Source organism: Plantibacter sp. PA-3-X8, assembly GCF_003856975.1.
GTDB lineage: Bacteria > Actinomycetota > Actinomycetes > Actinomycetales > Microbacteriaceae > Plantibacter > Plantibacter auratus.
This window is the reverse complement of the sequence record NZ_CP033107.1, coordinates 800,133-823,440: the sequence shown is the minus strand read 5'-3', so window position 1 is coordinate 823,440 and position 23,308 is coordinate 800,133. Positions and strand designations below refer to the sequence as shown.

General features: G+C 67.6%; 20 protein-coding genes. 3 read left to right on the top strand and 17 right to left on the bottom strand.

All coding sequences use genetic code 11. The features are described from left to right. Positions 1 to 94 precede the first annotated feature (94 nt). Entirely contained in the window at positions 95 to 1,117 is a 1,023-nt protein-coding gene (locus EAO79_RS03935) for a LacI family DNA-binding transcriptional regulator (RefSeq protein WP_124767862.1), read from the top strand. Between the two features lie 78 nt (positions 1,118 to 1,195). On the opposite strand, the gene EAO79_RS03930 is transcribed toward EAO79_RS03935, so the two are convergent. The 8 genes from EAO79_RS03930 to EAO79_RS03895 form a co-directional block, all read right to left on the bottom strand. After that, complete coding sequence (locus EAO79_RS03930; protein ID WP_124767861.1) at positions 1,196 to 1,495, bottom strand: hypothetical protein; 300 nt, start codon at positions 1,493 to 1,495, stop codon at positions 1,196 to 1,198. 86 nt (positions 1,496 to 1,581) lie between these two features. Then, a complete protein-coding gene (gene rarD / locus EAO79_RS03925; RefSeq protein WP_124767860.1) occupies positions 1,582 to 2,487 on the bottom strand; it encodes an EamA family transporter RarD in 906 nt (301 codons plus the stop codon). Positions 2,488 to 2,517: 30 nt separating this feature from the next. Continuing rightward, on the bottom strand, positions 2,518 to 3,030 hold the full coding sequence (locus tag EAO79_RS03920) for a hypothetical protein (protein WP_124767859.1): 513 nt from the start codon (positions 3,028 to 3,030) through the stop codon (positions 2,518 to 2,520). 40 nt (positions 3,031 to 3,070) lie between these two features. Further along, a complete protein-coding gene (locus EAO79_RS03915; protein WP_124767858.1) occupies positions 3,071 to 4,159 on the bottom strand; it encodes a hypothetical protein in 1,089 nt (362 codons plus the stop codon). A gap of 163 nt (positions 4,160 to 4,322) precedes the next feature. Next, entirely contained in the window at positions 4,323 to 5,564 is a 1,242-nt protein-coding gene (manD, locus tag EAO79_RS03910) for a D-mannonate dehydratase ManD (protein WP_124767857.1), read from the bottom strand. 30 nt (positions 5,565 to 5,594) lie between these two features. Then, complete coding sequence (locus EAO79_RS03905) at positions 5,595 to 6,986, bottom strand: MFS transporter (RefSeq protein ID WP_086472499.1); 1,392 nt, start codon at positions 6,984 to 6,986, stop codon at positions 5,595 to 5,597. A 63-nt stretch (positions 6,987 to 7,049) separates the two neighbouring features. Then, positions 7,050 to 8,054, bottom strand: a complete 1,005-nt coding sequence (locus tag EAO79_RS03900; RefSeq protein ID WP_124767856.1) for an L-idonate 5-dehydrogenase — start codon at positions 8,052 to 8,054, stop codon at positions 7,050 to 7,052. Continuing rightward, positions 8,051 to 9,568, bottom strand: coding sequence for a mannitol dehydrogenase family protein (locus EAO79_RS03895; RefSeq protein WP_124767855.1), 1,518 nt, complete (start codon positions 9,566 to 9,568; stop codon positions 8,051 to 8,053). The genes EAO79_RS03900 and EAO79_RS03895 overlap by 4 nt, the downstream gene beginning before the upstream one ends. 154 nt (positions 9,569 to 9,722) lie before the next feature. On the opposite strand from EAO79_RS03895, the gene EAO79_RS03890 reads away from it, so the two are divergent. Beyond that, complete coding sequence (locus tag EAO79_RS03890) at positions 9,723 to 10,688, top strand: LacI family DNA-binding transcriptional regulator (protein WP_124767854.1); 966 nt, start codon at positions 9,723 to 9,725, stop codon at positions 10,686 to 10,688. Positions 10,689 to 10,712: 24 nt separating this feature from the next. Here the strand turns inward: EAO79_RS03890 and EAO79_RS03885 are convergent, their stop codons facing one another. Genes EAO79_RS03885 through EAO79_RS03865 form a run of 5 tightly spaced genes read right to left on the bottom strand, consistent with a single transcriptional unit; the run spans position 10,713 to position 14,152 of the window. Next, positions 10,713 to 11,486, bottom strand: coding sequence for an ABC transporter permease (locus tag EAO79_RS03885; protein WP_124767853.1), 774 nt, complete (start codon positions 11,484 to 11,486; stop codon positions 10,713 to 10,715). Next, complete coding sequence (locus EAO79_RS03880) at positions 11,483 to 12,442, bottom strand: ABC transporter ATP-binding protein (protein ID WP_124767852.1); 960 nt, start codon at positions 12,440 to 12,442, stop codon at positions 11,483 to 11,485. The genes EAO79_RS03885 and EAO79_RS03880 overlap by 4 nt, the downstream gene beginning before the upstream one ends. Continuing rightward, positions 12,439 to 12,663, bottom strand: coding sequence for a helix-turn-helix transcriptional regulator (locus EAO79_RS03875; RefSeq protein ID WP_079704339.1), 225 nt, complete (start codon positions 12,661 to 12,663; stop codon positions 12,439 to 12,441). Before EAO79_RS03875 ends, EAO79_RS03880 begins: the two co-directional genes overlap by 4 nt. Continuing rightward, a complete protein-coding gene (locus EAO79_RS03870; protein WP_124767851.1) occupies positions 12,660 to 13,022 on the bottom strand; it encodes a hypothetical protein in 363 nt (120 codons plus the stop codon). Before EAO79_RS03870 ends, EAO79_RS03875 begins: the two co-directional genes overlap by 4 nt. A 56-nt stretch (positions 13,023 to 13,078) precedes the next feature. After that, entirely contained in the window at positions 13,079 to 14,152 is a 1,074-nt protein-coding gene (locus EAO79_RS03865; protein ID WP_124767850.1) for an ABC transporter permease, read from the bottom strand. Between the two features lie 122 nt (positions 14,153 to 14,274). Here EAO79_RS03865 and EAO79_RS03860 point away from each other — a divergent pair, with 122 nt between their 5' ends. Continuing rightward, a complete protein-coding gene (locus EAO79_RS03860; protein ID WP_241160977.1) occupies positions 14,275 to 15,444 on the top strand; it encodes a low temperature requirement protein A in 1,170 nt (389 codons plus the stop codon). Between the two features lie 520 nt (positions 15,445 to 15,964). On the opposite strand, the gene EAO79_RS03855 is transcribed toward EAO79_RS03860, so the two are convergent. From EAO79_RS03855 to lanKC, 4 genes are all read right to left on the bottom strand, one after another. After that, the gene (locus EAO79_RS03855; protein WP_164486889.1) at positions 15,965 to 17,632 is read right to left on the bottom strand and encodes an ABC transporter ATP-binding protein; all 1,668 of its coding nucleotides are present in this window, start codon (positions 17,630 to 17,632) and stop codon (positions 15,965 to 15,967) included. A gap of 59 nt (positions 17,633 to 17,691) precedes the next feature. After that, the gene (locus EAO79_RS03850) at positions 17,692 to 19,506 is read right to left on the bottom strand and encodes an ABC transporter permease (RefSeq protein ID WP_164486888.1); all 1,815 of its coding nucleotides are present in this window, start codon (positions 19,504 to 19,506) and stop codon (positions 17,692 to 17,694) included. 110 nt (positions 19,507 to 19,616) lie between these two features. Continuing rightward, positions 19,617 to 20,339, bottom strand: a complete 723-nt coding sequence (locus tag EAO79_RS03845) for an ABC transporter ATP-binding protein (protein WP_124767847.1) — start codon at positions 20,337 to 20,339, stop codon at positions 19,617 to 19,619. Between the two features lie 145 nt (positions 20,340 to 20,484). After that, positions 20,485 to 23,091 carry a class III lanthionine synthetase LanKC gene (gene lanKC / locus EAO79_RS03840; protein WP_164486887.1) on the bottom strand — a complete coding sequence of 869 codons (2,607 nt, stop codon included), beginning with the start codon at positions 23,089 to 23,091 and terminating at the stop codon, positions 20,485 to 20,487. Positions 23,092 to 23,308: the final 217 nt, after the last annotated feature.

Here is a 23,308-nt window from a genome sequence, read left to right as displayed (position 1 = left end):
GAGTCTGTGAACGTACACAGAGTAGGCGTGCGTTTCTGAATCTGTCAACACGGAGCCCGCCGAAGGCCGCCCGGACCGGCGCTAGGGTGGAGCCGTGACCCCTCCGCCGACCCGACGCAAACGAGCGACGGTGCACGATGTCGCCGTCGAGGCCGGCGTCTCCCGGGGCACGGTCAGCCGGGTCGTCAACGGCGAGCGCTACGTGTCCGCTGAAGCGCGCGAGGCGATCGAGGCCGCCATCGAGAAGGTCGGCTACGTGCCGAACACGGCCGCCCGGAACCTCGTCATGCAGCGCACCCAGGCCGTCGGGTTCGTCGTCCACGAGCCGCACAGCCTGTTCGTCGACGACCCCAACATCGGCAACATCCTGCTCGGGGCGAACGAGGCCCTGTCACAGGCCGACCACCAGCTCGTCTGCCTGGTCGTCGACTCCGAGCGCGACACCGACCGCATCACCCGGTACCTCTCGGGCGGCTTCGTCGACGGGGTGATCATGGTCTCCGCTCGCCAGAACGACCCGATCACGCGCGTCATCGAGCGCCTCGGTCTCCCCGCGACCTTCGTCGGCCACCCGCCCGACCTCCGTGAGCTCCCCTTCGTCGGGATCGACAACCGGTCGGCGTCGGTCGACATCACCGGTGAGTTGATCGGCGCCGGCCGACGGCACATCGGCATGATCGCGGCAGCCCTCGACCGGGACTCCGGCTCAGACCGACTCGCCGGATTCCGCGATGCGCTCGGCGACCGCTTCGACGAACGACTCGTCGTGGAGGTCCCGCTGTACTCGCACCAGGACGGCTTCGCCGGCATGTCGGAGCTGCTCCGCCGGGAGCCGGCCGTCGACGGCGTGTTCGCGGCTTCGGACGCCGTCGCGGCCGGAGCACTCGAAGCCCTCCGTGCGGCGGGGCGGAATGTGCCGGAGGACGTGTCGGTCGTCGGCTTCGACGACTCGGCGTGGGCGCTCCGTTGCCACCCGCCCCTCACCACCGTCCACCAGCCGGCGGCGGCCGTCGGTCAGCGCGCGGCGGAGGTGCTCCTCGCGCAGCTCCGGGGTGAGACGATCTCGCCTGTCGGCTCGTTCGTCCCCACGTCGATCGTGCGTCGCGGGAGCGTCTGACCCTCTTCGTTCGCCCATTCTTGGGCGAACCAGCACTCCGTCGCCCAAGAATGGGCGAATGAATGCCGGTGGAGCGACTCAGAGCTGCGGCGACGGCCGTCGGATCGCGGCGCGCTTGGCCTCGTCGAAGGTGTCCACATGCAGCCATTCAGGCGGGCTGGGCGCCACGATGAGGACGTCGTAACCGGCGCCCTGTGCCTCGACGTATGCGAGACAACATTCGGGTGAGGAGGGATCGGCGTCGTTCGAGATCCGCCATTGCCGGGCACCGATCGGGACGACGTGGTGCCGTTCGGACGAGTCTCGCGCTGGAGACACATCGTGCTGCGAGGGAAAGGACGGCTCGAGCGACACTGCTGGAGCATGCTTCGTGACCATGACCTCAGGCTACGTCGGCGCACGGACCGGTCCACGAGGCTTGACTTCACAGGTTCACGGCGACGCGCCGTGCGGTGGGAGGACGGTCAGCGCGGTGACCGGCGCGAGGTCTCGAGCCCCAGCAGGATGAGCGCGACGACGATCGGGCCGTAGACGAACCCGTCGGCGAGCGTCAGTGATTCGCCGAGGAGGAGGACCGCCACGAGGACCAGTAGCACCGGTTCCAGGTAGCTGAGCAGTCCGAAGACGCCGAACGACAGCAGGCGACTCGCGACGAGGTACAGCACGAGGGCGACGCCACCGATCACCCCGAGGAGCACGATCCCCCAGCCCAGCTGCGGGTGCGCGGCCAGGACGGCGAGTGAGGCCGGTTGCAGCGCCAGCACGATCGCGACGGGGACGAGGACCGCCAGCTCGAAGCAGAACGCACCGATGGAGTCGAGCCCGGCTCGGCGCCGGATCGCGAAGTACACCGGGTAGCCGACCGCGACCGCGATGGTCGCCCAGGACAGCCCACCGGCCACGACGATCGCGGCGGTGACGCCGATGGCGGCTGCAGCGACCGCAGCGATCCGGAGCGGTGCGAGTCGCTCCCGATGCAGGACGACGCCGACCACGACCATCGCCAGTGGCATCAGCAGGTAGCCGAGCGCGAGTTCCAGCCCGTGCCCCGTCTGCGGTGCCCAACCGAAGAGCCACAGCTGCAGGGACAACAGGAGCCCGTCGAGGACGACCACGAGGACGAGGAGCGGACGACGCACGAGACGGACCGCGATGTCGCGGACGTCCCGCCACCACCCGAACACGACGATGAGCGTCGCCAGCACCGGCACCGTCGCGATCACGCGCCAGGCGAAGATCTCGTTCGCCCCGAACGGCTCCAGCAGCGGTGGCAGGAAGAACAGCGCCGCGAACAGGAACGAGGCGACGACGGAGACGAGGACCCCGCGGGGCGTCGTCTCGCGATGCTCAGGGGGAAGGGCGGCCGTCACGGGTCCTCACCCTATCGTCGCGCGGGCAGCTCAGCTCGCGGCCGACTGGGCGGCCAGGACGAGGGCCTCGGCTTCGCGACGTTCGTCCTCCGTCAGCTCCGAGTAGCCCGATTCCATGAACTGATCGGTCTTCGGCTTCAGCATGGAGTATCGGAACTCGATCGACGGGTGTCCGGTCGTCAGGTCCTCCGCGAACGCGGCGTAGCCGTTGCGGCAGTGGCCCCTGATGCTCGGACCATCCCTCAGAGCGATGCGGAAGCTCTGAGGTCTCCAGTTCGGTCCGATCGAGCTGACGTCGTCGATACGGACGACGCGAGAGCGGAAGGCCGTGTACACCACCAGGTGCTCATCGAGCACGACGATCCGGTGTGCCGTCACGACGAGTGTGGTCCATGCCGCCGCTGCAAGCACGACGAAGGCCACGGCCAGGACCGGTCCGGCGGACGCGAGTTTGTCCTTCGGAGTCACCAGGAAGAGGAAGAGCGGCGCCACACAGAGCATGAACACCTGCGCCTTCAGGCCGAACGCTGGAACGTACTTCACGCGTCCCCACCCCTCATCTGGTGCATGACATCGCCCACGCTCACCAGGTGTACGGGTCGAAGGTCCACGTGCCGTCGGTCGACAACACGACGGCACCGTCCACCCACACCTCGCAGTCCTCCGCGGTCACGATGCCGTATTCGCCCGACGCCGAGGCGAACGCGGCGAGGAAGTCGGCACTACCCCGACGGGTGGTGGTCACGAGGAACCCCGCCGTCGCGGAGTACTCCGAGAACTCGAACTCGGGACCACGGGTCAACAGCCAGGTGACGCCCGACATCTCGTCGCCCTCCGAATTGTCGATCGCGATGGAGCAGCCCTCGGGTTCATAGGACGTCGATGCGATGCAGGCGTCCACGTACGCGTGGACCGCAGCGGTCGCCCCCTCCTGCCCGAGCGCCGTCAGCGTCGGGTACAGATACGCCGTCGGCCTGCCGTCCCACTCGGCCTCCACGCTGGGCACCTCGAAGTCGAAGAAGCCGGTGGTCGAGTCGGCCGCGATGTCGTACTTCCCCGGTCCGACGACGTAGACCGTCGTCTCATCCACCGTGCCCACGTGCTCGCCTCCGACGGAGAGGTCCAGCGCACCGAACCTGACCGTGGGCACCGTGATGGTCGGCAGGCTCGCCGGTTCGATGCGCCACGCGCTGAACCACAGGAAGCCGGACGGCTGTGAGCGCAGCGTGAACGCCGTGGTCTGTCGTTCACCGCCGCGCTCGAACGCGACGTCGACCGTGGCGACCCCGTTCTCGGTCCGGGTCGCTCCGACGCGATAAGCCGTCGGGCGGTCGGTCGCGAGCGCGTACCGCTCATCGGTCAGGAGGTCGGCGCTGTAGCCGAGTTCGGCGGCGGCGGCAGCGGTGCCGTCCATCGCGACCGCCCGTTCGAGGTGCCCGTCCTCCAGTGCGTCGAGGTACGGCTGCAGCATCACCGACGGTGCCGTGGCCGCCGTCAGCGACACCGACGCGCCGACCACCCAGGCCGCGGCGACGACGACCGTGGCGGCGATGACACCGCCGAACGCGACCGGACGCAGTCGGTGCGACGGCGAAGCGACGGGGGCGACGCTGCCGCCTCGGGTGACTGGTTCAGCGGTGTCGGCCGCGCCGACGGTCGGGTCCTCGTGCACCGGGCATCCTTCGATTCCGGGTCGCAGGGAGGAGCTGCCGTCCCGGAACCCGCAGCGCCTCGCGCATCGGGACGGACGTGGCGGAGGACCGCACGCGTTCGAGGCAGCACCGCATCATCTCACCTCACAGCCGCGGAGCACCAGATGCCACCGCCGCCGCCGCTCACCAGTCGTGGACGGTGCCGTCCGTCAGCCGGTTCACCGGCAGGTACGCCTTCGTGTACTCGAACGCGGCGGCCGCGTCCTCGTCGAGTTCGACGCCGAGGCCGGGCTGCTCGCCGGGGTGCAGGAAGCCGTCGTCGAAGGTGAAGGAGGTCTGGAACACCTCGAGGGTCTGCTCGTTGTGCGGCATGTACTCCTGGATCCCGAAGTTGTGGATCGCGAGGTCGAGGTGCAGCGCTGCGGCCATCCCGATGGGCGAGATGTCGGTGGGGCCGTGGATGCCGGAACGGATCCCGTAGATCGCCGCGAAGTCGAGCAGTTTCTTCATCGCCGTGATGCCACCGGTGTGCGTCACCGCCGAGCGGACGTAGTCGATGAGGCGCTCGGTGATGAGGGTCTGGTAGTCGTACACCGAGTTGAAGACCTCGCCGATGGCCAGCGGCGTGGTCGAGTGCTGGCGGACGAGTCGCAGGGCGGTCTGGTCCTCCCCCGGTGTGCAGTCCTCGAGCCAGAAGAGCTTGTACGGCTCGATGTCCTTCGCGAACCGGGCAGCCTCGATCGGCGACATGCGGTGGTGTCCGTCATGCAGGATCCGGAGGCCCGTCCCGAAGTCCTCGCGGATCCGTTCGAAGACGCCCGGCATGTGCGCGAGGTAGCCGGCAGTGTCCCAGGACTCCTCGGTCGGTGCCGTGGCTGCCGAGCCGTCCGCCGCGCGCTTCGCCGGCTCGTAGTCGTAGCGGACGCCGGGCCCCGAGGCGGACACCCCGTAGACCTGCCCGAGCCCCGGCACACCGGTCTGGACGCGCACCGCGGTGAACCCGAGCTCCTGGTACCCGGTGATCGCGTTGGCGAGCGCCTGGTAGTCCGTCCCCGAGGCGTGGGCGTACGCCCGGATCCCCGATCGACTCGCGCCGCCGAGCAGCTGGTACAACGGCACCCCGGCCTTCTTGGCCTTGATGTCCCAGAGCGCCATGTCCACCGCGGCGATGGCCGCCATCGTGACGGGGCCGCGCCGCCAGTACGGTCCGCGGTACAGGTACTGCCAGGTGTCCTCGATGCGGTCCTCGTCGCGACCGATCAGTATCGACGCGACGTGGTCGCCGAGGTACGAAGCGACGGCGAGTTCGCGCCCGTTGAGGGTCGCGTCGCCCCAGCCCACGACGCCGTCGCTGGTGGTGATCTTCAGGGTGACGAAGTTCCGGCCGGGACTCGTCACGATGACGTCCGCGCGTTCGATGCTCATGAGGTTCCTTTCGAGGAGGTCGGATGCCGGTCAGATGGCGTCGCGCGGGTCGGTGAGGTCCCGACCGGCGACCTCGGGCATCCAGATGGACGCGACCAGGGCGCAGAGGGTGAAGACGCCGAGCATGATGATGATCGGGATGAACGAACCGGTGGCGGCGGACACCCAGGCGGCGGCGATGACGGGGCCAGCGCCGGTCGCGACGATCGCAGCGATCTCCCGGGCCATCGCGGTGTAGGTGTAGCGGTTCCGCGCGCCGAACAGCTCCGGCAGGGTCAGGTTCTCGAGCGACGCGAAGCTCATCACGGCCAGGTTGTGCAGGACGACGTAGCCGACGAACACCTGGACGGTGTCCTTGCTGTGGATCATGAGCATGGTCGGGACGATGATGATGAGCGCGATGATCGCCCACACCATGTACATGCGCTTCCGTCCGTACCGGTCACCGAGCCAACCGGAGAGCGGCACGGTGATGAAGGCGACGAGCGAGGAGACGATGACGGCGTTCACACCGATCGACCGGTCCAGCAGCAGGACGACGGTGATGTAGCTGATGAGGTACGTCTGGACGAGTCCCGAGTTGCCGGCCTGACCGAACCGCAGCAGGAGCGCGATGCTGAACGCCTTGATCGGCTTGCGGTTCATGGCCTCGAGCGTGCGGAGGTTGCCGGTCTCGGTCGCGAGGGCGATCGTCTCCTGCTTGGTGAGCGCCTTGCCGTCGACGACGTCGTCGCGCTCCTCGAAGACCGGGCTCTCCTTGAGGTTGAAGCGGACCCAGACCGCGAAGAGCATGATCACGACGCTGCCGATGAACGGGATGCGCCAGGCCCAGGCGATGACCTCGTCCTCGCTGAACGCCAGGAGCAGACCGGCCCACAGCGCGGAGGCGAGCAGGGTGCCGCAGTTGGTCCCGAGCGCCACGAGCGACGCGATGATGCCGCGTCGCTTGGCCGGGGCGTACTCAGCGAGCATGACGCCGGCGCCCGAGATCTCGGCACCGGCTCCGAAGCCCTGCGCGATCCGCAGGAGGACCAGCAGGATCGGCGCGAGGATGCCGACCTGCGAGTAGGTCGGCAGGAATCCGATGAGCGTCGTCGACAGGCCCATGAGCAGGATCGTGTAGAAGAGGACCTTGGTCCGGCCGGTCTTGTCGCCGAGCCGGGCGAAGAAGAACGCGCCGACCGGACGGGCGACGTAGCCGACCCCGTACGTCGCCATCGCGGCGACGACGGCCATGGCCGGGTCCTCGTTGGAGAAGAAGAGGTCGGCGAACACGAGCGCGGCGGCCAGCGAGTAGAGCTGGTAGTCCATGAACTCGAGCGCGGTGCCGAGCCACCCGGAGATGGCGGCCCGGACGAGGTCGCGGACGGATCGGTTCGCGGTGGGGTCGCCGGTGGCGACGGACGACTTGGGTTCTGACATGAGGTACTCCTTCGGACCTACGGGATGCAGCGGAAGTGGGGGTGGGAGTGTGCGGTGGGTGGCTCAGAAGGCGAGGAGCACCTTCGCCGAGCGGGATGAGTCCCGAGCGACGGCGAAGGCGTCGACCGCCTGCTCGGCTGGGATGACCTGGGTCACGACGGCGTCGAGGAGATCGCCCTCGGCGAGGAACGCGATCGCGTCGTCGATCTCGGTGGAGAAGCGGAACGCACCGCGGATGGTGAGCTCCTTGGCGAGCATGGGGGCGAGGTTGATCGGGCTGTCGGCGTCGGGGAGCATGCCGACCTGGACGATCGACCCGCCTCGTTTCGCGGCACGAACCGCCTGGGTCAGGGCGACCGGTGCGCCGGAGCATTCGAAGACGACGTCGTAGGACTCGTCGGCGACAGCGTCGCGACCCACGAGGAGGAGCTCACCGGCTCCGACGGTCGCGGCGCGTTCCAGTGCCTGTTCGCGCATGTCGCTCGCCGCGATCCTCGCTGCACCGGCCCGGGCGGCCGCGGCGATCACGAGCAGACCGATGGGCCCTGCACCGATGACGAGGACCCGCGCACCGCGCACGTCGCCGGCCAGCCCGACCGCGTGCATGGCGACCGCGAGGGGTTCGGCGAGCGCCGCCCGCTCGAGCGGGAGCCCGTCGGGCAGGACGCGCACCATCGAGTGTTCGACGATCAGGTACTCCGAGGCCCCACCCTGTCGGTGCGGGTCCGCCGCCGCGCTCCCGAGGTAGTCGCCGCCGGGTCGCAGGTGTGGGCGGTCCTCGAGCCCCTGCAGGCTCGGGCCGTATCGCGCCGGGTGCACGGTGACCCGGGTGCCGGGGGCGAGCCGCCCGGAGGGGTCCACGTCGACGACGGCCGAGAGCTCGTGGCCGGGGGTGAGCGATTCGCGGATGACGTACTCGCCGTTCGCCCCGTTGAAGTAGTAGTGCAGGTCGGAGCCGCAGATACCGACGTACCGCACCCGGAGGCGGACCTCGCCGTCGCGTGGTTCCGGGGTGGGGGCATCCTCCCAGCGGATGTCCTCCGCGCCGTGGATCGCGAGCGTCTTCATCGGTTGGCTCCTGTCCTGGTCATGGGTGCCTGCGAGGCGGCGATGCTGTCGCGGATGGCCGCGTCGACGCCGTGTCGACGGATGGTGTCGATCAGTTCACCGACCCGCGAGATGAAGGTCGGCTGCTCGGCGAGGTCCTGCCCGAAGAGGTGCAGCTCCGCGATCACCCGATGCGCGAGGTGCCGACCGTCCGTCGACGTGTCCGCCAGCCGGGCGAGCTCCTCGCGGGCCGGATCGACCATGGCGCGCGCGTGCGGACCGGGGTCGAACCCCGGCATCGGGGCGATGCAGGACAGGTAGGCCGCGACCGTGAGGGCGATGAGGTGTGGAACGGACCCGGCCTCGAGCAGACGGAGGGCGGGCTCCGGGATGCGCTGGCGGAGCTTCACCGATCCGTCGGTGCCCACCTGCGCCGTGCGGTGCCCGAGGGCGTGGTTGGCCCAGCGTTCGAAGAGCTGCCGCTCATACGTGCGGACGTCGACGCCGGACGGGAACCGCACCGACGGTTCGTACTCGTCGCGGAGGATCGCCAGTGCGGCGGATTCGACGGCGGTGTCGGCGATCGACTCCGAGATCGTGGCCACCCCGCGGAGCGCACCGAGGTAGGCGATGAGCGAGTGCGTCCCGTTGAGGAGCCGCACCTTCATCTGCTCGTACGCCCCCACCTCGTCGGTGAACACGGCGCCTCCGGCCTCCCAGGCGGGACGCGCAGCGGCGAAGCGGTCCTCGATCGCCCACATCGTGAACGGTTCGGCGGAGACCGGCGCGTCGTCCCGGACGCCGAGCCGGGCTGCCACGAGCTCGCGCAGTCGCGGGGTCGTCGCCGGGACGATGCGGTCGACCATGCTGGACGGGAAGGCGACCGCGCTGTCGAGGTAGGCGAGCGCTTCCACGCCCTCGGTGCCGCGCAGTTCGGAGAGGAAGGCTCGGACGAGCGCCTCCGTGCGAGCGCCGTTCTCGCTCAGGTTGTCGCAGCTCAGGATCGTGATCGGGGCGCCGCTGCCGGAGGCCCGCCGCTGGAGGCCGCGGGCGAGTTGGCCGATGGTCGTCTGTGGGGCACCTCCCCGGAGGTCGGCTGCGATCAGCGGGTCGTTCAGATCGAGGAGGCCGGTCGACGGCGAGGCGCTGTAGCCGTGCTCCGTCACGGTCAGCGTGACGACCCGGATGCGGTCGTCCGCGAGGGTACCGACCACACGCTCCGGATCCTCCGCCGCGACGAACACGTCGGTGTGCACGGCAGGCACGGAGAACGAGGCCCCGGTGGGTGAGATCTCGGCGACCGTGTAGCGGAGATCCTGCGCCCGCATCGCGTCGACGACCGCTCGGGACCGGGATGCGACACCGACGATGCCCCATTCATCGCCGCCCGCGCTGAGCGCAGCCGCCGTGTAGACGGCCTGGTGTGCTCGGTGGAAGTTGCCGAGACCGAGGTGCAGGATGCCGGCGGCGGACGGTGCCGGGTGCTCCGGACGCGGGCCCGAGCCGGCGCCCAGTCGCGGCGGCAGGGCCGTCATCGCCGAGCCTCGGGGCACCGCGTCGTCGGCTGGAGGAGATCCACGTCGATCATCATGAAAGCGATTCTGAATGGTTTGTACAAAGTTTGTCAAGTAGTTTCATGGCAGCACGATGCCGCATCATGAGTACACCCGACCCCGCGAAGGATCAACCGTGACCGCCACCCTCACCGATGTCGCCCGTCACGCGGGCGTCTCCATCGCCACCGCGTCGCGGGCGTTCGGCGAGCCGGATCGCCTTGCGAACGCGACGCTCGAGCGGGTCCTCACGGCCGCGGCGGACCTCGGGTACTCGAACCCGAACGGTTCGACGGCGGAGAAGACGTTCGGCGTCATCGTCCCCGACATCGCCAGCCCGGTCTACGCGACCCTCCTGAAGGGCGTCCACGCCCAGGCCTGGCAGGGACGCCACCGCCCGGTGTTGTTCGACACCGATGAGGACCTGCATCGCGAGCACGAGCAGCTCGAACTGGCGCGGAAGCTCAACGGGATGCTCCTCTGCTCGCCACGCCTCCCCGACGACGAGATCCGCGCGCTCGTGGGCGACACCCCGGTCGTGGTGGTCAACCGCATCATCGACGGCCTCCCCTACGTCGTGATGGACACCGAGAGCGGGCCACGGCAGGCGGTCGAACACCTCGCCGCACTGGGTCACCGACACATCGCCTATGCGGCCGGTCCGAAGCACTCCTGGGCGGACCTCCGCCGTGGCGACGCGGTCGCGGCTGCATGCGAGCAGCTCGACATCGAGTTCACCCGCCTGGGCCACCAGGCGGCCTCGATCCAGGGCGGCCTCGCCGCAGCGGCCACGATCGTGGCGAGCGGTGCGACGGCGGTCATCGCCTACAACGACCTGGTCGCCCTCGGCATCGACGCCGGGATCACGTCGATGGGCAAGCGCTGCCCCGACGACCTCAGCATCATCGGCACCGACGACATCGAGATGGCGTCCATCCGCCAGCCCGGTCTCACCACCGTGCGGCTCGCGATCAACCGGTGCGGGTCGTTGGCGGTCGAGGTGCTGCTCCAGGCCATGGCCGGAGGGTCACCCCGTTCGGTCGCGAGTCTCGACTCGCAGCTCATCGTGCGCGATTCGACCGCAGCCCCGCGTCGGGACTGACGCGGCGGACGGCAGCTCCGCCGATCAGCCGACGTCCCATCGGTGGAGCCGGGCGGCCGCGAGACCCGACACGAGCGCGCACGCCGCCATCAGGCTCCAGACCACTGCGAGCGGCACGGGCTGAGGGCCTCGGGAGATGGTCGCCTCGAGCGCGCCGACGATCCAGGTCGTGGGCAGGACCCGGAAGAGACCGGCGACCCACTCCGGAAGGATCGCGAGCGGGAAGAGGGCCCCGGACGTGGCGAGAGCGAGCATCGGCAGCAGGTACGCGAGTTGCATGGCGATGTCCGGGTTCGACAACCGCGCCGCGAGGAGGTAGCCGAAGCCGAGCAGCATCGCGCCACCGAGCAGGATCGTGCCGGCGATCGCGACGAGGTCGGAGAGTGGACGGGTGGGCACCGTCCAGGCGGCCAGGGCGATGATCACCGCGGCCTCGACGACGACCAACCCCACGCGGATCGGCAGGTGTCCGAGCAGATACGCGTCGCGACGGGCCGGCGAGGTCGACAGCGCCCGCAGCAGGCCGGTGCTGCGATGCCGGACCAGCGGCACCGTGGTGAGCATGAAGGCGATCGCCATCGTCCCCGTGCTCGAAACGAGCGGGAGGGCGCGCTCCAGCACACCGGCAGGCGTGTCGGACGCCGTCGCCACGAGGGCGTCCACACCCCCGAGCAGTCCGATCAAGGCGAGGAAACTCGCCACGAGTGCGATGATCGAGCGCGGGTCCCGGACGAGGTCGCGCGCGTGGGCCGCGGCGAAGCTCCGGACCTGAGCTGGGAACGCAGGCGTCGTGCTCATGGGCTGTGGGCCCGGTCGCCGTCGGCTGCGGACGTCGGCCGATTCGCGAGATCGATGAAGAGATCCTCGAGCGACCCGTGCGCCACTCGGAACCCCCGCGGTCTGAGACCGGTGGAGAAGGTGAGTCGGCGCAGCACGGCGTCAGGGTCGTCGGTCACGATCCCGACCAGGCTGACGGCGCCCTTCGCCGTCACGGTGATCTCGCCGGGGATGTCGTGCGAACGCAACTCGTCCGCGGTGGTCCGGCCGGGGACCTCGAAGGTCACCGTGGCCGTCGCGGCGTGTTCCCGGACCAGGGTCTCCGGCTCCCCCGAGGCGGCGATCGAGCCGTCCACGAGGACGGCGATCCGGTCGCAGACCTGGGTGGCCTCGTCCATGTGATGCGTCGAGAGCAGGATCGTGGTCCCGCGTTCCTGCTGGCGCCGGATGATGCCCCAGAGGTTCCGTCGGGCCTGCGGGTCGAGTCCGGCCGACGGCTCGTCGAGGACGACGATCTCCGGATTGCCGATCAACGCGATGGCGATCAGCAGGCGACGCTCCTGGCCGCCTGAGAGGTGCTTCACGCGCACGCGCCGTGCCTCCCCCAGATCGAGCTCGTCCAAGACCTCCTCGGGACGCCGCACATCCCGGTAGAACGACGCGAAGAGGTCGAGCGTCTCCGTGACCGTGAGCGTCGGGAACAGGGTGGCGGCCTGCGGCTGCACCGCCATCCGCTCGGTCACGTATCGGCGGTCGATCGACGGGTCTCGTCCAAGCACCCGGACGGTTCCGTCGGTGGGACGGCGGAGTCCGACGATGGTCTCGAGCGTGGTGGTCTTCCCGGCGCCGTTCGGTCCCAGCAGCCCGAACACCTCCCCCGCGTGGACTCGGAGGGAGACGTCGCGCAGGACGCTCCGGTCGCCGTAGCGCTTGCTGAGCCGGTCGACGGTGACGACCACTCGGTCCGATTCGTTCATCGTCGTCCTCCCGACGGCGGGGCATCGTGTTCACCCGGGAAGAAGATCTCCTCGATCGGGCGGGAGAGCAGTGCGGAGACCCGGAACGCCAACGGCAGGGACGGGTCGTAGCGCCCGGTCTCGAGCGCGTTCACCGTCTGCCTGGAGACGCCGAGTGCTTCAGCGAACTGGACCTGGGTCCACCCGCGTTCGGTGCGCAGGGCGCGGACGTCGTTCTTCATCGGGTGGCCCGGAAGGAGACGACACCGATGGTCACGCCCCACACCGCCATCCCGCCGATGAACACCCACCATTCCGGCTGGGCGACGACGACACCGGCGGTCGACAGGAACACGACCGCGAGGCTGATCAGCATCGCCGCACCGAACCCGATGGCGAGACTCAGCACGATCACTCCGCGCTGCAGTTCGTCGACGCGGCGCACGTGTCGGACGAGTGCGATCACGATCCACACCACCGGCACGAGCGGGACGAGTGCGACCGCGACGGCTGCGGGCGATCCCGGCTCGGTGGGGAACAGCTCCGGCAGGAAGAGGAACGTCACGAGGAACCCGACGGCACCGGCCGCGATCTCCCACATGTATCTACGGGACGCACGACGCTCCTGCGGTGTCGATCCCCGTGTCGTGTGCTCGTTCATGCAGCCACCTCTCGTTGCGTGTCGGACATCGTGGTCGCCCGCCCATCGCGCTCGGACTGATCCCACTCGAACCACCGCACGGCGAGCACGCCTGCTGCGACGGTGACGAGCGACATGAGCCCCCAGAGCGCGGGGACGGGGAGGAACGGTTCGGCCCCGGTCAGTGAGGCACTCGCGGCGGCGACGAACCAGGTGGTCGGCAGGCAGTTCATGGCGACCTGCACGGCGGCAGGAAGGATGGACTGCGGCAGGAGCCCACCCGACGCGAACACGAGCCCGATCGTCACCATCACCATCGTCTGTTGTGTCGCCTCGGCGTTCCGCGATCGCGCGGCGAACACGAGCGCCAGAGCGAACAGCATCGCCGCTCCGAGGAGGAACGAGACCCCCAGGGCCGGGAGGTCCACACCGTCGACGTACCTGCGCCAGACCGCGATCCCGGTCGTCAGCACCAGGATCCCCGCCGCCACCAGCGCGCGCAAGGGGAGCTGCGCGAGGAGGAAGGTCGACCGGCGGAGCGGCGTCACGCCGAGCAGCCGGAGCAGCCCGCGCTCCCGCATCGCCACGAGTGGGACGGTCGTGCCGATGAACGCCAGGCTCGCGACCCCGACCAGGACCACGATGCCGAGGTTCTCCTGGAGCGGGTCGATCTTCACGTCACCCTCGTCGTCCATCACCGTCACCCCGTGGGCCGGGACGCCTGCGTCGCGCAGCCCTCGCCAGATCGGGTCCCATGCAGCCTGGTCCGCAGCGTCGAGCACCACCAGGGCGCGCCCCTCGTGCACGGTCACCCGCGTGTTCCGATCGGGGTCGTCGGGGGCGACCACCTGCACACCGGCCCGCTCGAGCGCCGACGAGACTCCCGGTTCGTCCGTGTCCAGCGCTGCGACCGGAGCAGGGCCCAGGACGACGAACGCGAGCCACATGGAGACGTAGATCACGAGGATGATGCCGGTCATGAACCACATCGAGATCCCGGTGAGCGGGTTCCTGAGCACGTCGCGAGCGCTCATCGACGCCAGCCGCCGGAACGCGGTGCCGCCGCAGCGGGCCGACCTGTCGTTCGTCATCGTCGGCGCATCTGGACGATCGAGTCCGAAATGACAAGGAAACCTGACATACGTCAAGCATGCTTGTCATCCGGCGACGTGTCAAGCTTCCTTGGCAACGACAGGCACGGCAGGATGGGATCGTGCTGAACCGACTGGGTCTCCTCCGTATGACCGGCCGCGACCCCGGCGAGGGGCACCGGGTGGCGAGCCCGTTGGAGCTGCTCTTCGACCTCGTGTTCGTCGTCGCCGTCTCCCAGGCCTCGCAGAACCTCCACCACGGGATCGTCGAGGGTCACGCGGCGGAGACGACCGTCTCCTACGCGATGATCTTCTTCGCCATCTGGTGGGCGTGGATGAACTTCACCTGGTTCGCGTCCGCGTTCGACACCGATGACTGGCTCTACCGCACGACCACCATCGTGCAGATGGGCGGGGTCCTCGTGCTCGCCGCCGGCGTGCACGACGCTATGGTCGACGGCGAGTGGGCGATCATCACCATCGGCTACGTCATCATGCGACTGGCGATGGTGGCGCAGTGGCTCCGACTCGCGTTGTCCGATCCGGAGCAACGCGCGGTGGCCCTCCGGTTCGCGATCGGGATCAGCCTCGTGCAGGTCCTCTGGGTCGCGCGACTGGCCCTTCCGGTGGAGGGGCAGTTCTGGACCTTCTGGCCCGCGATGCTGCTCGAGGTGCTCGTGCCCGTCTGGGCGGAACGGGTCCACCGCACGCCCTGGCACCCGCATCACGTCGCCGAGCGGTACGGCCTGTTCACGCTGATCCTGCTCGGCGAGAGCCTTCTCGGTTCGGCGAACGCCATCATCGACGCGGCGAACAGCGACGAGCGGATCGACGGGCTCGTCGGCTTGGCCGTGGCAGGCATCGTCCTCGCCGCCGGGATGTGGTGGATCTACTTCAGCCGGGAGCAGGGGGGTCGCCTGGCCTCGTCCCGCCAGGGGTTCGCCTTCGGGTATGCCCACTACGTCGTCTTCGCCGCCGCCGGTGCCGTCTCCGCGGGGATCGAGGTGGAACTCGACCTGCTGACCGAGGCCGGCGAGCATCTCCCAGCTGCCGACGCCTCGTTCTCACTCACAGTGCCGGTCGCCGTGTTCATGGTCGCGGTGTGGTTCGTCCTTCTCCGCGGGCGGATCTCCACCGGTGCCTCCGCGCTATTCCTCGGGGCGGCGGCGGTCGTCCTCGCCTCGGCGGCACTCCCGATCGTGACCGTGCTCGGGACGGCCACGGCGGTCGGTGTCGCGGTCGTCGTCCTCGAGGTGCAGCGCGTCCGTGAACGACGGGAACCGGCTCGCTGAACGACCCCGGAAACGACGAACGCCCCCGGTTCCTCGGGGGCCTTCGTGTCACATTCACTGGTGGGAGGGTTCATGAAAGCCGCGATCCCGGTCGGGAGCGGGGCTCGCAGAAGGGGGTTTTTGGTGTTTTCCACGCTAAGCCCCCCGATTTTTCCGCGATGCCCCGGAAGCCCTTGAGATTCCGCGGATCTGAACTTGCCTGCACGCGCCGCCGAGAGCCCGGGCTCGCCACTGCGACAGAGCAACTTCACTACTGCCGGCACCCATCGAGCTACTTGCTCCGCAGGAATTACCCGGGAATCCCTCATCGACCAGGCTCGCGCGCCTCGAGGTTTGTTCGATATCGCCGCGGCACGCACCCCGCACGGGAGCGAGTACACGCCCACGGACGGGGAGCGGCCGCCGACCGTTATTCCGCTGCTGACGGGTACGCGATCCTAGGCCCATGGGAGCAACGCGGCTTCTCGGTCATGACGCTCATACCCTGGGTCGTGTGTTCATGCTGCCATGAGGGTTGCCTTCACGCAGGAACGTGTTGCTGCGCGCACAGTGTCCGGTAGAGCTCGCATCTGTCGAGGAGATCGTCGTGCGCACCGACGTCCACGATGCGTCCGTGCTCCATCACGATGATCTTGTCGAAGTCGCGTACCTCCGCCAGACGGTGGGAGGCCATAACGATGGTCTTCGCCTGCGCACGCTCCCGCAGCAGCGACGACAGTCCCTCGGCGGAGATGGCGTCAAGGCTCGATGTCGGTTCGTCAAGGAGCAGCATCTCTCGGTCAGAGAGCAACGCTCGGGCAACACCCAGCCGCTGCCGCTCACCCCCTGAGAGGTTGCTACCTGACACTGCGACAGGTCGGTCGAGGACGTCCCCGCCTATGCTGGCGAACAGGCCCACGTCAGCCAACGTCTGCAAGAGCGCACTGTCCGGAAGGCCGCGGTGCTCGATGTCGAGATTGTCTCGAAGGGTTCCTCCCACCGGCGGCGAGTTCTGCGGCACCCACGCCATACGAGCTCGGTAATCGCCGAGCGGACCGTCGTGAGCCGGCACTCCACGCATCCGTATGGTGCCACTGCTGGGTTCGTAGAACCTCTCGAGAAGAGCGAACACGGTGGACTTCCCAGACCCGGACGGGCCCACGAGAGCGACGTGCTCACCGTCACGGATCGTGACATCGAGCGGCCCGATGCGAGTCGCCGACCCGGCCGACGCTTGCGGATACTCGAAAGTGACGCTCTCGAGTTCGACGAGCACCTCACCCGCGCACCCCAAGTCGGCGTGAGTGCCATCCGACAGGAGATCGCTCTCTTGCGGCGCGGAGACAATTTCATCGACGCGGTCTATCGCCGCAAGTCCCGTCTGAATGCTCACGAACGTCGAACCGACCTGAGAGACCGGTCCGACCATCATCATGAGGTACATCATGAACGCGATGAGCCCTCCGAGTGACAGGCTGCCCTCAGCGACTCGGACGCCACCGAGAGCAAGTGTGACGATGAGGAGTGCTTGGGTGGCGAGGGTCATGACTGGTTGCATGTATGCACCCAACCGCGCCACCTTGATTGCGTTCGCCCTGACGTCACTGGCGTCGGCGGCGATGAGGGCAAGCTGCTGTCCGCCCACTCCGTAGGCTCGGATCAGCGGCAGCGCAGTCAGCGTGCGTTCGAAGCTGCCTGCGAGCGTCGCAGTCGCCGCCTGAGTTCTCCCGGACGCTGAGCGCACCAGTCGCCCCATGACGGTGGACAGCACCGTAGCAACAACGGTGATCACCAACGACAGAGCGAACAGAATCGGGTCGATGGTGGCCATGAGGACGGCCGCGACCGCGAAGGTGACGACCGCAGCGAGGAGTTTGAATACACCCGTCGTCAGAACGGATGATGAGGCGGCGGTGTCGGAGATCATTCGAGAGAGGAACTCACCCTGTGGCACCCGTTGCACGCGACTCATTGGCAACGACACGATGCGTGCCGACACGCGTGTCCGCAGTTCGAGGATGAGGTCGTGTGCGGTGCGAGCAAGAGCATACGACTCCACCCCGGCGAGTAGCGCCTGAGCGACAACCACCGTGGTCAGGATCAGCACCGCAGGAAGCGGCGCTGACCCGGAAGTCACGGCATCGAACATCTGTTGCAGCAGCAACGGTTGGGCAAGCCCCAGCCCCGCCCCCACGAGGGACAGCGCCACCAGTCCTCCGAGTCGCCAACGATGGCGTCGGATGAAGTCTCGGAGGGTGTTGCTTCGGATCATCGCTGGGTGTTCCTGGTCGCGACCACTGCGGCGATGAAAACTGTGGCGGTGAAAAGTAGACCCATACCCACAAACGTGAGAGCGATGTCGCCCCATGGAATGGCGCCGACAGCGGTGGCCATCTTCGTCGGGTCTTGCGCGAGATATCGCCATGCAATGAAGGCGAACGCGCCGGCAAGCAGCACACCACTGGACACGATGAGAACGAGGGCTTCTGAGAGCAGTGTGCCTATCGTCCGAGCGCGGGATATCCCGAGAAGGCTCAGGAGTCGGAACTCGCCCCGGCGATTCATGACGGACGCGGTGAGACCTTGGATCATGGCGACGATGGCGAGACCATAGATGGTGCCGAACAAGGCGATGTTTCCGGTGGCGGCGTTGCTCTGGCGAAGCTCGACACGCGTCTGGATGAACTCGTCTTTCGTCATCGTCGGCGCGAGGTCGTCGACCCGCGCGGTGATGTCGGAGACGGCGGCGGAGTCCGCACTCACGAACACACGGATGTCCCACACCTCCGGGTCCAGGGTCTGCAGCATCTGCCAGTCGACGAGGAGTCCGGTGTAGATCCGGGAGGTGATGACGGCGGCGACGGTGAGGGTGGCCGTGGTTCCGCTCGGTGCCTCGACCGTGACGGTGTCTCCGACCTTGTCGCTCTCCCGTGTGGAGACGACGGCCGCGCCACCGGCGCTGTCGAAGTCGCCTGTTGTCACGTCCGTCTCGAAGACGTCCTGGTAAGCGTCGAGGTCTACGAAGTTGAAAACGGTGAGGAAGGTGCCGTCCGCGCGCCCCTGTTCGATGAGCCGGGTAGTTGCTGCGGAACGTACCACCGCGTTCACGCCCTGCATATTCCCGATGTCGCCGGTGACGGTGTCGGCATCCTTGACGGATGACGGCTCGACGATGAGGTCAGCATCCAGCTTGGAGTGATAGTCATCCTGCATGGTCGCCTGATCAGGCCCTGCACCGATGGCGAACCCGCCCATGACGCCCATCAGGATGAGCAGCGGGAGGACGTTGGATGCGAACCGTTGCGAGTCTCGGGAGGCGCGCTGCGCGACGAGGACACCCGAGCCGCCGATCAGGGGCCTGAGGAGCCAGCCCAACGCTCGCGCGACCACCGGAACGAGGACTGGTGCAAGTGCGCCGAGGGGGAAGATGATCAGCAGCGGGACGATGATTGAGGCGACAGGGTTCTCGCTCCCGGTGTCCGGCATGAAAATGAGGAATGCGGCGAGCCCGACGACGGACGCGGCTGCGATGACGATACGAGTCGCGCTCATCTTCTCGCCCTGTGTGCCCGTCGCAGACGCCTCGAGAGCGGCGAGAACATCGTTGGTCTGCTTGGAGCGAAGGCTCAACCACGCGGCGACCATAGAGCAGAGGATCATCCCTCCCGCGACCAGGGCCAGAGTGAGGACCGGGAAACCGAAATCCACCCGCAGAGTCTTCCCGAACACGCCCACGGCCTGGAGCAGGAGATAGAAGGGGTGGGCGAGCAGCCCACCGATGAGGACACTCGGGATCACGACCAACGTGGCGAAGACGAACGCCTCACCGGTAACCATCACGCGAACGCGCAACACACTCGCTCCTGCGAGACGAAGCTGGCCGAGTTCTCTGCGCCGCAAGGCGAGCATGTTCCGGAAGCCCAAGTAGACCAGCACGAGTGCGATCACCACCGTGGTGAAGCACATGACCTGCAGGATGCCCTGCGATGCGCTGACAGCAGCCCGAACGACGCGGGCATCGAACTCCGACATCGAATCGATCCGGACCGCCTGCCCGCTTGCAAGGCCGGTGAACAACACCATCTCCGCAGTCGCGACGACCGTGGCGATACTGAGAAGGATGGCGACCCCGACATACGCCGCTCGATGGCGACGCACGAACCCCAGAGAGACGGGCAGCTGCTGAGCCCCAGTCATCGCGCGGCGCTCTCCAGCCCCGTCATGCGAGAGCTGACGGCCTCCGCAGTCGGGGCGTCCATCGTGTCCACGAGTCGCCCGTCGACAAGGAACAGGACCCGGTCGGCGTATGCAGCGATCTGGGGATCATGAGTGACCATGACAACAGAAGTGCCGACGTCCCGGAACCGACGAAGCTGGTCCATCACCAGGAAACCGCTCTTGCGGTCCAGCGCTCCAGTCGGTTCATCGGCGAAGATCACGCGCCTGGTCTGAGCGAGGGCGCGTGCGATGGCCACGCGTTGCTGCTGCCCACCGGAAAGCTCTGCCGGGTACGACTTGACCTTCTCAGAGAGCCCAACGTTGGCCAGGGCGTTCACGGCCTGCTCACGCGGTATCGCCGCTCCCCCAAAGAGGGAGGGCAGTGTGACGTTCTGCAACGCTGTCAGAGCATCGATGAGGTTGAAGCTCTGAAAAATGAAACCGAATTCGTCACGTCGGAGAAGATCGAGCTGACGTTGCTTCGCGGTGGTCAGTTCCGTGGCGTCGAAGGTGACGGCTCCCGCTGACGCGCGGATGAGACCGGCGAGGCAGTAGAGGAGGGTGGACTTCCCGGAGCCAGACGGGCCCATGATGGCGGTGAAGGAACCAGGCTCGAATGTGCAGCTGACACCGTCAAGCGCGAGCGTCTCCACCCGCCCGTTCGAGAACGTGTGCCCGAGTCCGGTTGCTGTGAGCATGTGCTGCCCTTTCGTAGAAGAAGCGTGGGACGCGCGTCGCCGCGCGCCCCACACGTCCGTGTATCAGTTCGGTCCGCAGGAGATGCTGATACCGCTGTTGTCGCCGTCACACCACATGCTGATGCCGGATCCGAAGACACCGACCTCAGGCCCGGACTCGTTCGACAGGCCCTGCAAAGAAAGCAATGCGCTCATTGTGTTCACCTCCTTCCATGTCATCGTCAAGTGGTCTGGGAAGAGTCACCGGGAACCAGTCGTCCGGGTTCTCTTCGAATAAGGCGAGGAGCGCGCCGACGTAGCCGGCAGCTCCCGTGGAGTAGTCCGCGGAGAGGTGGTATCCGTTGTCTCCGAGCATCACCAGCGCGTCAGGGTCGCTCCCATGGAAGAGGAAGTTCTCGGCGGTGAAAGACATCAACCGGACCCGTTCGCTGCCCCCATAAGAGAGCGGAGCGGACAGGAGTGCGCAGGCGATGCCAGCAGTCCCCCGAAACAGGCCGCCGTTCATGCTGATGATGCCGTCGACCGTCTGAGCGAGTCGTGCGATCTCGTCCCGGTAGTGGGTCGGCGCGCACTGTGCGAGAGTGAACGCGATCCCCGCGGCACCCTCCGACAGGTAGCCGTAGGAGACACGCGAGTAGTCCACACGAAGGGTCCCGTTGTCCGCTTCGGTGAGCTGCTGCAGCTCGCGCTGGAAGCAGAGGTGCATCAGGTGATCCCAGGAGGCGTCCCCGGTGACTTCCGCGAGCCGGCGGCAGACCATTCCGACACCCGACCACCCGTCGAACAACCCGATGGTGTTACCGGTTTCCGAGTGAGGGCTACGGAGGTCCCCTCCGCCTGTGACACGGGCGGCGAGCAACGAGGCGTATCGGTCGCGCATGTCGCGAGCGGAGTCTGTGTCCGCGAAGGCAGCATCGCACAGAGCGAGGATCGTGCCTGCCAAGCCACTCCGCACGGATAGGTCATGTCCGGGGTCGGCGCTTACCTCTCCAGCCGCGAGGATCACTTCGGCACTTGCGGTGTCGCCGAGCTGGGCGAGTGCGGCCGCGATGCCCACGGTTCCGCGGAGGAGACCGTGAAACGGAATGTCGTCCACTTCTCGAAGGCGCGCGCTCAACCACCTGTGGTCCTGCGTGACGTCGCGGCCGGCTCTTGCGAGCATGAGGATCACGCCTGCGGCTCCCGTCTCGATGTTCAGCAAGGCGCTGGCTCCGTCTGCGAACTGTGTCGCGTCCCCGGGGAATCGGCGGGGTCCGTCACGTCGGGTTCCTTCGATGCCGTTGCACACCTGCTCCAAGACTTGTCTACCTGGAGTCAGAGCAAGGCCTGTGGCGTGGCGGTACGGGTGCGACGTTGCCATCGCGTCCGGGGGCACAGCGTCGACCAAGGTGTTGACGACGTTCGCGACGTCTTCCGGGAATTGCTCCGCAACCTTCTGTGCCCGGTAGGTCAGCACGGACGGGTCGAACGCCCCGGCCAGCGACGGCCAGAACAAGTGCAGGACAACGGCAGCGAGCGCGTACCTGTCGCGGTCACGGTTCGAAGTCTGCGCGTGGGGTATGAAGCCCGGGGTGCCGATACTGCCGACCGCGGAGGCATCCATCTCACGGGCGGCTTCGAGGTCGATGAGTCGGACACGGTCGCCGTCGACCAGGATGTTCTTCGGCTGCAGGTCGAGAATGCTCCAGCCTGCATCATGAATCTGATCGACCGCGGTGATCACCTGCCGGGCGAGTGGCAGAGCTCGTGCAGCGTAGTCGGCGAGGACAGTCTCCTCCGTGCTGAACGGATAGTTGCTGGCTGCCCAGGACTGGAGCGTGAGCCCGGGAATGTACTCCTCGACGAGAAACTCATGCTCGCCGATAACCCGGTACTCGATGGCATTGACGACGGCGCCCACGCTGGCGAGCTGCTTCAGAGCCCGGTGTTCACTCCGCAGCCGCGAGGTCGCGTCGGCGGAGTCCGAGCTGTACGCCGACCATCGCCGCGCCTCCTTCAAGACCACCTGACTCGATCCGGCGTCAGCAAGGTACACACCGCCGGCATTGCTGAAATGCAAGCTGGAGCGCACGACGTACGGATGCAGAAGTTCTTGCAACACCCCCGGCGTCGGACTGAGTCGCTCCTCGACAAGTTCACGAATCAGGGCCGGGGGATCAACGAAGCTCGGCAGCGTGAAGACGGCGGCGCGACTGTCGTGGACTTTCTCTCCGTCTGGGCTCTGAATGGCGTAGCCCGCCGAACCGTCCGCATGCTCGAAGCGGTCCAGGAAGAAGGCGCCGTAACGGAAGTAGACGGGACTCTCGCCGAACTTCACATCCGACAGAATGTATGGGCCGTCGAATCCGCGAAGAGCCTCATCGAACAGTGGCAGGAGTTCGCAAAATTCTTCATCGGTGCGGGGGAAGACAGTGATGAACTTGCCTGCCGACCCACGGTTGGCGTACTTCATGCTGGTTCGGCGCAGTTCGGTCTCGTCAGAGAGGTACTTGAAGGGGACACCACGCTCGACGCAGATGTCGCCGACGATGCGGAGCGCGTCTCGCGCCTGCTCCGGGCGAGTGCTGACGTGTACCTTCCACCCCTGGCGCGGGAGAACGCCACCATCGTCCGGGTGAAGCGTCGCCCATGGGCCGAACTTCGAGAGCGACCAGGTGGGGGGCGCGGGGTGTGAGAAGTGGCGACCCGATGCAGCGGTGGTCGACTGTTCGTAGTACGCCTCGCCGGGCGTGCAGTGCTGCAACCGCAGCATGGAGTGATTGCGGTACATCAGGCCTCACGTGGCTGACTGGTCCGGGCGACCCGCACCGGCTTTGTCGCTGCGGCCCCGAGCGTTGACGATGCCTGACATCGGCTGTCTGTCATGGCATCTCCTTCCGCTGCGTTCCTGGCTGACTCCTCCTGGCGGGTGGCGCCTGACGTCCATCGAATCTCAGCCCTGGGCACCCGCACGATGGGTCCTGCCCTAC

Bases quoted from the DNA above. Each gene is read 5' to 3' on its own strand.
- lanKC (WP_164486887.1), bottom strand. From the start codon at position 23,091: ATGCTGCGGTTGCAGCACTGCACGCCCGGCGAGGCGTACTACGAACAG.
- EAO79_RS03870 (WP_124767851.1), bottom strand. From the start codon at position 13,022: ATGTGGGAGATCGCGGCCGGTGCCGTCGGGTTCCTCGTGACGTTCCTC.
- EAO79_RS03900 (WP_124767856.1), bottom strand. From the start codon at position 8,054: ATGAAGACGCTCGCGATCCACGGCGCGGAGGACATCCGCTGGGAGGAT.
- EAO79_RS03885 (WP_124767853.1), bottom strand. From the start codon at position 11,486: ATGAGCACGACGCCTGCGTTCCCAGCTCAGGTCCGGAGCTTCGCCGCG.
- manD (WP_124767857.1), bottom strand. From the start codon at position 5,564: ATGAGCATCGAACGCGCGGACGTCATCGTGACGAGTCCCGGCCGGAAC.
- EAO79_RS03850 (WP_164486888.1), bottom strand. From the start codon at position 19,506: ATGGTGTTGTTCACCGGCCTTGCAAGCGGGCAGGCGGTCCGGATCGAT.
- EAO79_RS03930 (WP_124767861.1), bottom strand. From the start codon at position 1,495: ATGGTCACGAAGCATGCTCCAGCAGTGTCGCTCGAGCCGTCCTTTCCC.
- EAO79_RS03895 (WP_124767855.1), bottom strand. From the start codon at position 9,568: ATGACGGCCCTGCCGCCGCGACTGGGCGCCGGCTCGGGCCCGCGTCCG.
- EAO79_RS03865 (WP_124767850.1), bottom strand. From the start codon at position 14,152: ATGACGAACGACAGGTCGGCCCGCTGCGGCGGCACCGCGTTCCGGCGG.
- EAO79_RS03845 (WP_124767847.1), bottom strand. From the start codon at position 20,339: ATGCTCACAGCAACCGGACTCGGGCACACGTTCTCGAACGGGCGGGTG.
- EAO79_RS03905 (WP_086472499.1), bottom strand. From the start codon at position 6,986: ATGTCAGAACCCAAGTCGTCCGTCGCCACCGGCGACCCCACCGCGAAC.
- EAO79_RS03875 (WP_079704339.1), bottom strand. From the start codon at position 12,663: ATGAAGAACGACGTCCGCGCCCTGCGCACCGAACGCGGGTGGACCCAG.
- EAO79_RS03880 (WP_124767852.1), bottom strand. From the start codon at position 12,442: ATGAACGAATCGGACCGAGTGGTCGTCACCGTCGACCGGCTCAGCAAG.